Annotated in this window: 10 protein-coding genes and 1 other RNA gene; 1 reads left to right on the top strand and 10 read right to left on the bottom strand. The window is 45.4% G+C overall.

What is annotated here, in order from left to right:
• Positions 1 to 113 precede the first annotated feature (113 nt).
• The 6 genes from P2W76_RS11745 to P2W76_RS11720 form a co-directional block, all read right to left on the bottom strand.
• Complete coding sequence (locus P2W76_RS11745) at positions 114 to 1,595, bottom strand: tetratricopeptide repeat protein (RefSeq protein WP_276348017.1); 1,482 nt, start codon at positions 1,593 to 1,595, stop codon at positions 114 to 116.
• Positions 1,596 to 1,722: 127 nt separating this feature from the next.
• Positions 1,723 to 2,088, bottom strand: a complete 366-nt coding sequence (locus tag P2W76_RS11740) for a dihydrofolate reductase family protein (protein ID WP_276348016.1) — start codon at positions 2,086 to 2,088, stop codon at positions 1,723 to 1,725.
• 24 nt (positions 2,089 to 2,112) lie between these two features.
• A complete protein-coding gene (locus tag P2W76_RS11735) occupies positions 2,113 to 2,277 on the bottom strand; it encodes a hypothetical protein (protein ID WP_276348015.1) in 165 nt (54 codons plus the stop codon).
• A gap of 562 nt (positions 2,278 to 2,839) precedes the next feature.
• Positions 2,840 to 3,207, bottom strand: a transfer-messenger RNA (tmRNA) gene (gene ssrA, locus P2W76_RS11730).
• Positions 3,208 to 3,269: 62 nt separating this feature from the next.
• On the bottom strand, positions 3,270 to 4,469 hold the full coding sequence (locus P2W76_RS11725) for a pyridoxal phosphate-dependent aminotransferase (protein WP_276348014.1): 1,200 nt from the start codon (positions 4,467 to 4,469) through the stop codon (positions 3,270 to 3,272).
• A gap of 61 nt (positions 4,470 to 4,530) precedes the next feature.
• Positions 4,531 to 4,926: a DUF1573 domain-containing protein gene (locus P2W76_RS11720; RefSeq protein WP_276348013.1), complete on the bottom strand. Its 396-nt coding sequence runs from the start codon at positions 4,924 to 4,926 to the stop codon at positions 4,531 to 4,533.
• A 193-nt stretch (positions 4,927 to 5,119) separates the two neighbouring features.
• On the opposite strand from P2W76_RS11720, the gene P2W76_RS11715 reads away from it, so the two are divergent.
• Positions 5,120 to 7,537, top strand: coding sequence for an alpha-ketoacid dehydrogenase subunit alpha/beta (locus tag P2W76_RS11715; protein ID WP_276348012.1), 2,418 nt, complete (start codon positions 5,120 to 5,122; stop codon positions 7,535 to 7,537).
• A gap of 203 nt (positions 7,538 to 7,740) precedes the next feature.
• Here the strand turns inward: P2W76_RS11715 and aroC are convergent, their stop codons facing one another.
• From aroC to P2W76_RS11695, 4 genes are read right to left on the bottom strand one after another with little or no spacing between them, the layout of a single operon-like run.
• The gene (aroC, locus tag P2W76_RS11710) at positions 7,741 to 8,853 is read right to left on the bottom strand and encodes a chorismate synthase (protein WP_276348011.1); all 1,113 of its coding nucleotides are present in this window, start codon (positions 8,851 to 8,853) and stop codon (positions 7,741 to 7,743) included.
• A 52-nt stretch (positions 8,854 to 8,905) separates the two neighbouring features.
• On the bottom strand, positions 8,906 to 10,219 hold the full coding sequence (gene aroA / locus P2W76_RS11705) for a 3-phosphoshikimate 1-carboxyvinyltransferase (RefSeq protein WP_276348010.1): 1,314 nt from the start codon (positions 10,217 to 10,219) through the stop codon (positions 8,906 to 8,908).
• Positions 10,216 to 11,325: a chorismate mutase gene (locus tag P2W76_RS11700; RefSeq protein WP_276348009.1), complete on the bottom strand. Its 1,110-nt coding sequence runs from the start codon at positions 11,323 to 11,325 to the stop codon at positions 10,216 to 10,218. Before P2W76_RS11700 ends, aroA begins: the two co-directional genes overlap by 4 nt.
• Before the next feature lie 57 nt (positions 11,326 to 11,382).
• Entirely contained in the window at positions 11,383 to 12,210 is an 828-nt protein-coding gene (locus P2W76_RS11695) for a prephenate dehydratase (protein ID WP_276348008.1), read from the bottom strand.
• Positions 12,211 to 12,374: the final 164 nt, after the last annotated feature.

Raw genomic sequence — 12,374 nt, 5'->3', positions numbered from 1 at the left:
ACCAAGACGCTAAGCGTAGAGCCAGGAGATAAGAACTGGGAATAAAGATATAAGGACGTGGATAATCTTGATTCTTGGCTCCTGGTTCTTGGCTCAATAAAGCAAGTATTAAACTAATATTCGAGTCGTCTTAACCCATCCTTTGCCTTAGTCTCAATACTATTTTCATACTCATGGTTTTTCATAGCGATCGCCTGCTTATAGAATGAAGATGCTTTAGCTTTATCGTTTCTCTTTTCATAGATATTCCCGATGCTAAGGGCTGCGTTCGCTGCATAATAATAAGAACTGAGTTTTCCAGCATTTATAGCTTTCTGGTAGTGCGCTATTGCATCGGCATCCCTTCCCGACTCATCGTATATCCTGCCCAGCCGATAATAAAATTCGATCTGGTCTCTTTTTAACTTAAAATCACTTGCATCTTTGCCCGCGAGTTCAGCCAGCGCTTTAGGATAATATCCACCGTCAAAATAAAGCCTCGCTTTTAGCAGATCCATATCCGGAGGAGTATCGTTTGCCTCTTTAAGCGCCTGTTTATCTTTTTCGTCATACAGGCTTCCCTGGGTTTTCACCATCTTCAGGAACGTGTTGTACTTAGCATTATCGCCCCTCAAATAAAAGTAATAGGCCAGTTTGAGGTATGCATCCTTGATGTAATTGATTCCTTTATATTCTTTCAGGTAATTCACCAGGTAAACGTTAGCGTCGTTGTCCATACGGTTAAGCTTGGCATTTCCCAAGTGATAGTTTAGCACCGGGAAATTAATATAATCGCTTCCCTTTGGCCTTTTTAACAGGTATTGTATCGCGCTGTCATTACGTGCATTTCTTGCGGAGACGTAGCCCTGCAGGTAAGTTTTCAAAAGACTCGTATCGTCCATGGTTGAGGTCAGGCCCATTATTTTACCGTAATTAGCCTTGTTGTGAACCAGGTCGGTTTCTATGTAACACAGAAAGAACACTACTTCATCCTTGTAAAAGCTGTAAGGAGACTTGGGTAAACTGGATGCAAGAGATTCTAAGGTCCTGATTCCCGAACCTGCGTTTCCCTTGATCCCCAGTGCCGCAACTACACCTTTCAGGTTTGAAGGAATCGAACCGAAGATCACGTCGATTAAGCCAGCACTTTTCCTGTTTGGCAGGAATGAAGGGTACTTTGCCGCATTATCCGAAAGTAAATTATCTGCTCTCCGGATATCCATGGCCGAGGACATGTAATCCTGGAACCGGCTTTTTAGCATTCCCCACTGCAGATTCACTTCCGCCTGAGCGAAAAGATAATAAGGGGAATTTTTATCCTGCTTCTCAAGCGCACTGAGCCGGGTTGATTTAACGTTTTTCAGACGTTCGTAATCTGCTTTATTCTCTGATGCGAGGAGGGTAAAGTAATCAATATAGTTATCCAGAAGGATAGTAATTCCGTTATTTGGGTTTTGTTTTTTCTCGTTCTGTATAAGTGTTTTTGCATCGTTAAGCCGAAGGTCAAAAATAGCCTGGTAGGCCCTGATGCAGTTGTTGTTGAAGTCGAAGTTCGCTTTAGAATGTTGGGTCAGCCCGAGGAATAGCAGTGAAGTCAGCAGTAATCTTTTTATCATTTGGTCTGGTATGCGGATAACAAAAACATCCTGAGCTTTTCAGGACTGATTCCCAGGGAGCAATAAAAATACCAAAATATTATTGACGGGGGGCTTTTATTATCGGGGGCTTACTTTTAAATTGCTCTTAGTTCTTCTTATATCGCAGTGCCACACAGCCGGAACTCAGCGTTTCCGATGAAGTTAATTTTAAACCCAGGCTTTCGGGTAAGCGCATTTCAGCAAACAGGCGTCGTCCTTCGCCCACGATCGTGGGATGAACTATCATGTGGAATTCATCCACCAAGCCGAGTTCTATCAATCGTGCAGGTAATTCCACGCCTCCTGTGGAGATCGCTTTTCCGGGTTGTTGCTTGAGCTTCAGGATCTCTTCTTTCAGGTTTTCGTTGATAATTCTTGTTTGTTCATCATCGAGGTCCGTCAGGGTCCGGGATACAACTATTCGCGGAATACCGGTGAAAACTTTTGCAAATGCATTGCCTGCTTCGTTCAATGTCTGCGTTTTAGCCACTTCCGGCTAGAACGGTACCATTAATTCGTAAGTTTTACGTCCGTAAACAAGCAGATCAACCTCTTGCAGCAGTTGCCGGAAATAGTCCTGGATATCGTCGCCACCACTAAATTTAGTATGGTCACAGCAACCGTCCAAACTGATATTAATGCCGTAGATAAGCTTTCTCATAACTGTGTTTTTTTCGTTAAAATTAGGAAGTTTTGATGAAATAGGATTTCTTGCTGAAGGCTTAGCTTTTGAGCCGGGCAATTGCCTTTGGTGGATTGCGTCCTCCCTAGGGAGCTAAAAGAAAGCCCGCCATCGCTGAAGCCAGGGCGGATGCTGTGGACCCGGAGAGCTTAGCTGCGCTGATCATCTCCTAACCCGTGCAGTGGATCAAAAAGCAGCCTCGCTGCGCTCGGGCATCTTTCGCTATGCAAAAAAACCAAGCCCTTTGGGAATTGGGTGAAGTATTTGTGATTAGCTTGCGCTGATCATCTCTAACCCGTGCAGTGGATCAAAAAGCAGCCTCGCTGCGCTCGGGCATCTTTCGCTATGCAAAAAACAAGCCCTTTGGGAATTGGGTGAAGTGTATTTGAGATTAGCTGCGCTGATCATCTCCTAACCCGTGCAGTGGATCAAAAAGCAGCCTCGCTGCGCTCGGGCATCCCTCACTACGCAAAAAAAGCCAAACCCTGCGGGGCTTGGCTTTTTTGCTTCGTTCAGGCTGCTGCCTGCTTTTTTGATCATCAAGTGGACCCGGAGAGATTCGAACTCTCGTCCAAACATGGGACAAATTATGCTTTCTACGTGCTTAGCAATTATTTTATTGTCGGGAAGGGGAAGGCCAATCGCTCGCCTGTACCTTCTTCCTTAGATGTCTTATCTTGCCGGGCTATCACACCATTAAGCCCTGGCCAGCTTTGTTGTTCGATGCCCCTGGTGCTAAGCTACAAAGCGGAACTTAGCGGGACAAAAGCTATGCTAATTCTAAATTAGGCAGCTAAGGCGTAGTTATTTTCGCCAATTGTGTTTTGAGAGTTCAGATTTAAGCGCTAGTCTCACAACGCGCTGCATGCTTACATACCTATCTCCATCCTGTCAATTCCGGTCGGGCCCGTCTATTTGGGGGGTAAAGTATCATACAAAGATACGAAAAATCGGCGATATCCCTGTTGGAATCAGTTTGACCGCCCGGGATAAACCTGTAAAGCTTTCTCCAGGCATGTCATTGCCGACTCCAGATCTTCAATATTCAAAACGTATGCCAATCGTACTTCATTCGTTCCGGTACCGGCAGAACTATAAAATCCTGTCGCAGGAGCCATCATTACTGTCTGATTGTCATACTCGAACTCTTCCAGCATCCATTGGCAGAATTTATCAGCATTGTCGATCGGGAACTTCGCCACCACATAGAAGGCACCACCCGGGTTAGGACAGAATACTCCCGCGATATTATTCAATCGTTTTACCAGGGTATCCCGGCGCAGGGTATACTCCTTGTTCACCTTTTCGAAATAGCTGTCAGGCGTATCAACCGCGGCTGCTGCAGCAATTTGTTCCACCATTCCCGGGCTTAACCTGGCCTGTGCGAATTTTAAACCTGCAGCGATAACTTCTTTGTTTTTGGTGATTAAGCATCCCAGACGCGCGCCACAGGCGCTGTATCTTTTTGAAACTGTATCCAATACGACTACATGTTCTTCAAGTCCTTCGAGGTGCATTGGCGAGATGAATTCTCTGCCATCATAACAAAATTCGCGATAAGCCTCATCAGAGAACAGGAAGAGGTTGTATTTCAAACACAATACTTTCAGCGCTTCAAGCTCTTCCCTCGAGTATAAGTACCCGGTCGGGTTATTTGGATTACAAATAATGATCGCTTTGGTCTTAGGGGTGATCAGCTTTTCAAATTCACTGATTGCAGGTAGTGCAAAGCCATTCTCAATAAAAGAGAGTATAGGTTTTACTACTACATTACTCATGCATGCAAATCCATTGTAGTTTGCATAGAACGGTTCGGGTATAATGATCTCGTCCCCTTCATTCACACATGCCTGCATGGCTATCGTAATGGCTTCAGACCCGCCAACGGTTACCAATATTTGTGACGGATCAATATTATAGTTTAGTTTATTGTAGTATTCAGTAAGCTTAGTCCGGTAAACCAGGGTGCCTTCCGACGGCGTATACGCCCATACCTTAAAGTCGATATCCTTGATTGCATTCAGCATACCCTCAGGGGTTTCGATATCCGGCTGGCCGATATTTAAGTGAAATACTTTCTTGCCATCGCGTTTTGCTTTATCGGCAAACGGCGTAAGCTTACGGATAGGGGAGGCTGGCATCTGCCTGCCTTTATTTGATATTTGCGGCATGGCGCAAAAATAAAAAAACCTCTCCGCTTAGGGAGAGGTTTGCACATAAATATTTTGATCCTTACCGGGTGCTGGAAGCCACAACTTCCCCTTTAATATAAAGCACCTTAACAGGTGTCCGGGCGTTCGATTTAATTGTGACGGCCTTTGTGAAGCCGGGTTGTACAGCGGCTGCGTTAAAGGTTACCGTGATGGTACCTTTTCCCCCTTTCGGGACTGGTGCCGTTGTATATTTAGGTACAGTACAGCCGCAGGTTGACTCCACATTTGAAATTATAAGCGGCTCTTCGCCCACATTTGTGAAGACAAAATCTATGCTCACTGGTTTCCCCTGGGCTATCTTCCCAAAGTCGTGCGTTTCTTTCTCAAACTTAAAATCTGCTTTTGTATCGTCCTGCATGGCAGTAAAACCAATAAAGGCAATGATTACTGCACATAATTTCATAAAATGTTTCATATCATGATTTGGTTTAAAACAAATATAAACTAATTTACATATTTCAAAAATCATTCCAACAAGCGGAATATCACTTGTTTAGGTTTGGCAATAATTTAAAATTTGGCATAACTCGTAGATTTCAAACTAATATTTTGCGCACCGATTATCTTTTCCTGCACTCTTTTGTTATTTTTGAGCCACAAGCTAGGCTATGAAAGGAACCCAGGTGATAGAGAACAATTTCCCGGATCAGGAAGAATTAAGCTTTGACGATTTCAGAAGCATTATTATAAACGATTACAAAATTGCTTATGAAAGTCGCCAGGCAAGTCTTTTAGGACGCAAGGAAGTTCTTACCGGGAAGGCCAAATTTGGCATCTTCGGTGACGGGAAGGAAATAGCCCAGCTAGCTATGGCAAAGGTGTTTAAAGCGGGCGACTGGCGTTCAGGCTATTACCGGGATCAGACCTTCATGTTCGCTGCGGGGATGCTCACCATGCCTCAATTCTTTGCCCAGCTATATGCTAATACTGATCCTGATGCCGATCCTGCATCGGGCGGCAGGCAAATGAATTGTCACTTTGCAACACGTACACTAGACGAAGAAGGTGATTGGGTTGACCTTACTGCAAGTAAAAATTCATCAGCCGACATATCGCCTACAGGCGGACAGATGGGACGTTTGGTGGGTCTGGCCCTGGCATCCAAGATGTACCGGAATAACAAGGCATTAAAAGATCTTCATAAGTTTTCCCTTGACGGCAATGAAGTTGCTTTTGGCACTATCGGCAATGCATCCACATCTGAAGGGATATTTTTCGAAGCCATAAACGCCGCTGGCGTATTGCAGATACCAATGGCCATTTCCATTTGGGATGATGCCTATGGAATTTCGGTACCGGCTGAGTATCAGACCACAAAGCAGGATATATCAGAAATATTAAAAGGATTTCAACGGGATGAAGCGGGTGAAGGCTACGAGATTTTCAAAGTCAGGGGGTGGGATTATCCGGGCCTCTGCGAGACGTATGAGAAAGCGATTCGAATTTGCCGTGAACAGCATATTCCGGTGATGATTCATGTAACCGAAATGACGCAGCCGCAAGGCCACTCTACCTCGGGTTCTCATGAACGTTATAAAGATAAGGCCCGGATCGACTGGGAAAATGAATACGATTGCATGCTTCAGATGCGAAAGTGGATGATTGAATCTGCTGTTGCTTCTGATGAAGAGTTAACAGAGCTTGAAAATACGGCAAAATCCTATATCAGGGATTGTCAGAAAGCCGCATGGGCAGATTTTAATGCTGTTATGAAAACCGAGCTTAAGGTAGCTGCGAAGTTAATTGCGGAGACCGGAAACGAGAGCCTTATAGCCGATGCAGAAGCATTATTGAGCAGTTCAGATCTATCCCGTAAGGACGTGATCGGGCTGGTGCGGAATGCGGCACGCACCTTAAGGAGCGAAAGATCAGAAGCTAAGGAGAAGCTTTTAGCCTGGTATAAAGAGCAGCATGAGAGTAATTTTGAGAGGTATAATTCCAAGCTTTTTACAGGTACCGCCGAGTCGCCGTCAAATATCGCTGCTGTTGCGCCTGAATATAACGAGGGTGCCAGGTCTGTAGACGGACGTGAGATATTAAATGCCTGCTTCGAAGCTAATTTTAGCCGTGATGCACGGGTGGTAGCGTTTGGCGAGGACGTTGGAGCCATTGGTGATGTAAACCAGGGCTTCGCAGGTTTGCAGGCTAAGTTTGGTAAAATGCGCATTTCAGACACCGGTATCCGTGAAATGACCATTGTGGGTCAGGGGATAGGCCTGGCGATGCGTGGCTTGCGCCCCATTGCTGAGATCCAATACCTGGACTACCTGCTTTATGCATTAAATATATTGAGTGATGACCTGGCTACGCTTAGCTACCGGACAAAAGGCCGGCAAAAGGCACCGCTTATCGTCCGTACAAGAGGGCACCGCCTGGAGGGTATCTGGCATTCAGGATCTCCGATGGGTGTTATAATTAATGCCCTCCGGGGAATACATATATGTGTGCCGCGGAATATGACCCAGGCGGCAGGTATGTATAATACATTATTAAGAGGCGATGAGCCGGCTTTAGTAATAGAATGCCTTAATGGTTACCGCCTTAAAGAAAGGTTGCCGTCGAATGTCGGTGAATTTACTGTTCAACTGGGCAAAGCTGAAATTCTCAGGCAGGGATCTGATATTACTGTGGTGTCTTATGGTTCGACATTAAGGGTGGTTCAGGAAGCAGCGGAGGAACTGGATAAGATGGGTATTTCGGTTGAAATAGTAGACCCTCAGACTTTCTTACCCTTTGACCTCGATAAGCTTTGCGTTGAATCATTACGCCGAACCAATAAATTGCTTATTGTAGGGGAGGATGTTCCGGGAGGCTCTTCAGCTTTTATTTTACAGCAGATCCTGGAGGTGCAGAATGGCTATCAATATTTAGATGGCAAACCACGTACGCTGACGGCTAAAGCTCATCGTGCGCCTTATGGTTCTGATGGAGATTATTTTACCAAACCATCTATAGACGATGTGATTGAAATCATTTATGAGATGATGAATGATAGTAACCCGGAGAAGTTTCCGGGGTTGTATTAAGACTCTTTCCCGACTTGGCCGGGGATCTCCGGATGACACGCGGCCCAAGCCGCCGTGTCTACTTCGAAATTACGCCTGCAATCTAACTTTTCAAACTAAATCTAGCTTTTCAAACTAAATTAAAGCTACGCTGGATTTTAAACTCTGCTACATCCAAATGTATAGAGGACGCGAGCTGCGCCGCGTCTGGAGGAGATCCCCGATTAAATCGGGGAAGGGCCTCGAACCACCTTATTCCTTAAATAATGATCTGCCAGTACGAGCGCTGCCATCGATTCTACGATAGCAACAGCGCGGGGCACTACGCATGGATCGTGCCTGCCTTTTCCCTGTACGCTTGCTGCGTTACCGGCTGAGTCGAGGCTCTCCTGGTTCTGCATAATGGTAGCTACAGGCTTAAAGGCCACCCTGAAGGTGATGTCCATGCCATTAGAAATACCGCCCTGGATTCCGCCTGAGAAATTAGTGAGGGTTTTAAACCTGTTATTCTCATCTGTACCCGGCGGCACAAAAAGATCATTATGTTCCGACCCGCGCATTTCCGAACCGTCAAAACCAGAGCCGTAATCAAAACCATGGACCGCATTGATACTTAGCATCGCTTTTCCAAGGTCAGCATGAAGCTTATCAAACACCGGATCACCCAATCCTACGGGGCAATTCCGGATCACACAGGAAATTTTCCCGCCTACAGTATCGCCGTCTTTTCTTATGGAATCGATCAGGTCGATCATTTGATTTGCTGTTGCCGGATCAGCACAACGTACGATATTACTTTCCCGGATCTCCAAAAGCTCACTGAGTGAATTCAGGTCAACATTAGGCGATTCGATAGTTCCGACAGACGACACATGTGCAAAGATCTCTATACCCGCCTGTTTAAGCAGCAATTTTGCAATTGCACCCGAAGCAACCCTCGCCGCGGTTTCGCGGGCCGATGACCTGCCCCCGCCGCGATGATCCCTGTGCCCGTATTTTGCATCATAGGTATAGTCTGCATGTGAAGGGCGGTACGCATCTTTAATATGAGAGTAGTCTTTCGAACGCTGGTCTTCATTCGGAATGACCATAGCAATAGGCGTTCCGGTGCTTTTGCCTTCAAAGATCCCTGAAAGGACTTTAACCGTATCGCTTTCTTTCCGCTGGGTTGTTATTTTCGATTGTCCGGGTTTGCGTTTATCCAATTCCGACTGGATAAAATCCATGTCGATCTCGAGATTTGAAGGGCAGCCGTCAATTATTACACCGATAGCCTCACCATGTGATTCTCCAAAGGTTGTGATGCGGAATAATTGCCCGAATGAATTGCCTGCCATGATTGTCAATTAAAATAAGAATTCTACATTCCCCTACCTGAAGTCGGGGTATTTAATTATTTACGGTATTTACTTCATAACCAATACTTTCCAGATCGCTCCAGAAATGAGGGTATGACTTGTCCACTACGCGGTGGTCTTCAATCTCAAGCTCAGTTAAAACCATGGCCAGTGGCGCAAATGCCATCGCCATGCGGTGGTCATCATAGGTGTTGACTTTAATGCTTTTGCTTAGGTCCCTTTCTGAACAATCCAGTTTATAAGTCTGATTCTTCTCAATAAGTTTGACCCCGATTTTGGCAAGTTCTACCTGGAGGGCATTTACCCGGTCGGTTTCCTTGATCTTCAGTGTTTCAAGGCCGGTAAAGGTTGCTTCGTGCCCTAAAGCAGCACAAACCACAATTACAGTCTGCGCCAGATCCGGGCATTCTTTGAAATCAAAGATCTTGCGTTCCACCTTTTTTGGTTCTTTTTTCAGGCACACACCACCATCCTTAAATTGTGAGGTGATCCCGAAATTAGCCATGATCTCCGTGATCTTGCTGTCGCCCTGCAGGCTATAAGCGTTCAATCCGGGAAGAAAAAGCTCAGCTTCTTCAGAAAGTGCAGCTATCGCATACCAATAAGATGCGGCGCTCCAGTCTGGTTCTACACTGATCACTGAATCAGCGTAGGGTTGATTAGGAATGCTGATAACATTATCCTTCCATGTATATTTTATCCCGGCCTGGGATAACATAGCCAGGGTCATTTCCACATATGGCTTCGAAGTCAGCTCCCCTTCGATCACCAATTCAAGCCCCTGTTCGAGCAAGGGGCCAACGAGCAGGAGCGAAGAAATATACTGGCTGCTGATATTCCCTTTTATGGAAACACTTCCAGACTTTTGTTTCAGCGGCCCTTTGATCCTGATCGGCGGGTAACCATCCTTTTCAGTATACGCTATCTCAGCGCCAAGTTCACGCAACGCATCTACCAGGATCCCGATAGGGCGTTCTTTCATCCTGGCAGAACCGGTAAGTATAATTTCGCCATCCTGCAAAGTATAATAGGCAGTCAGGAAGCGCATAGCCGTACCTGCCGGGCCAATGTCGATGAGCTTTGGGCTTTGAGCTTGGAGCCCTGAGCTTTGAGCTTGGAGCCCTGAGCTTTGAGCTTTGAGCTTTGAGCTTTGAGCTTTTCCCTGTAAGATGCCGAGTAAAGTAACCGTATCGGCAGCTTCTGAAACATTCTTCACGTGAACGGCCGACTTACTTATTGCCTGCATGATCAGCGCCCGATTGCTTTCACTTTTCGAGCCCGTCAGGTATATCGTACCTGACGGCTTCTTTTCTGCAGCTGAAATCTTTACGCTTGCTGAACTCATTTTTCTTCAACAACCGGTTTGTCGTTCATGATCTCAGTTTGCTTGCGAATAGATTCGCTATGGATCAGCTCAAGGAATTTTCCTGTAAAGTTAAGATCAAGCTTTAATGCACTTGCAAAAGCGCTCCTCTTGTGCATGATCTGGTCCCAGCGGTTAACCTGAAGAATGGTTACGCCATTATCTCTCTTGTATTCGCCGATCTTTTGAACGACCTGCATCCGTTCAGCAATTTTTTGGATGATCTGGTCGTCTATTCTATCAATGCTTTCTCTTAGAGAAGCCAGTTTATCGGTAAATTCTTTATCCCTGATCTCTGGTTTACGCAATGTAAGGTGGTCCATTAATTCAGCCAGGGCAGCAGGAGTTAGCTGTTGTTTCGCATCTGTCCACGCCACTGAAGGGTCAAGGTGTGATTCGATCATCAATCCCTGCATGTCCATATCAAGTGCTTTTTGAGAAATGTATGGGATCAGTTCGCGGTTACCGCAAATGTGGCTGGGATCATTAATGATTGGAAGCTCCGGGCAAAGGGTTTTAAGCTGGATAGCAAGTTCCCACATCGGCTCGTTACGGAAGGCAGTTTTCTCAAACGATGAGAAGCCGCGATGAATAGCCGCCAGCTTAGTGATGCCTGCGTTGTTAATACGCTCTAAAGCACCGATCCATAATTGCAGGTCAGGGTTTACCGGGTTCTTCACCATCACCGGGATGTCAACGCCTTTCAGGGCATCAGCAATTTCCTGAACAGTAAAAGGATTTACCGTAGAACGTGCTCCAACCCAAAGGATATCCACGCCAGCAGCCAGCGCTTCTTCAACATGTTTTGCCGTGGCAACTTCAACGGCTGTAGGTAATCCGGTTTCTGCCTTAGCGCGTTTTAACCATTCTAATCCAATACTTCCAATACCTTCAAACTCTCCCGGACGGGTGCGCGGTTTCCATATACCAGCTCTAAGAACTGATGCTTTTCCTGTTTTCGCAATTAAGTGTGCTGTTGCCAGTAATTGATCTTCTGTTTCTGCACTACAAGGCCCCGCGATTAATAATGGCTCACTTGTTTGATTAAGCCATGTACTAATTGGCTGTAGTTTTAAATTAAGTTTCATTTTATTTTTGTATAAGTTGTAAGTAGTAAGTTATAAGCAGTAAATTTTAAGTTCCTTTTAAACTTTATCATTCTTGACGTACTCGCCCATAATCGTAAAGTTCACTGTATGCTTCAAAACCTTGCGGATGGCAGCATCATAATCGGGCTGGCTTTTCCACTCCACATCGACATAGAAATTATATTCATTTCGTTTTCCCAGCACCGGCATCGACTGGATCTTGCTCAGGTTGATCTGATGATCCGAAAGTATATTTAGGACTTCTGCCAGCGAGCCAACCGAGTTACCAACCTGAAAGCTCAGGGATGCTTTGTTAAATGAAGCATTTTCTACTGCCTTATCCGTCAGGATCAGGAAACGCGTATAATTCTTTTTATTAGACTCGATCCTCCTTTCCATAACTTCCAGGTCGTACAGTTTTGCAGCGAGGCTGTTTGCAATGGCCACGGTATCTGTCAGGTTTTCTTCACGGATCTTTTTAGCACAGGCCGCGGTATCTGAGCTTTCAATTACCTTCAGCTGAGGATACTCGTCCAGGAAGTCGCTGCACTGGCGAATCGCGATCGGGTGCGAGGTTACGTACTTAATATCCTCGAATTTCACCCCTGGCAATGCCAGTAAATGTAATTGTATGGGCAGGTAAACTTCGCCGACAATAGGGAAGTTGTATTCGCGAAGCAGGGTATAATTAGGAAGTAAACTTCCAGCTATTGAGTTTTCAATAGCCATAACGACATAATCGGCCTGCTTTTGTTTAAGAACATCACAGGTTCTCTTGAATGAGTCGCATTCTACTGTTTCGATATCTGTACCGAAAAACTTGAATGCTGCCTCTTCGTGGAAAGACGCCCTTGTACCCTGAATTGCTACGCGTTTCTTCTGCATTTTATTTCATAAAAAAAGTCCCTGCTTGCGGCAGGGACTTTGTGCTAATTTCTTTATAGATTATTGCATATTCTCCCCGCTCTTACTGTGGATAGTAAAAATAAGCGAAGTAATATGTGTTGTTAATGTTCATTTTTTGTTCTGTGTGCCAAATGTACAAAGTT

Source organism: Daejeonella sp. JGW-45 (assembly GCF_029360805.1).
Lineage (GTDB): Bacteria > Bacteroidota > Bacteroidia > Sphingobacteriales > Sphingobacteriaceae > Daejeonella.
Note: the sequence above shows the minus strand (reverse complement) of the source record. Positions and strands in the feature narration are given on the sequence as shown.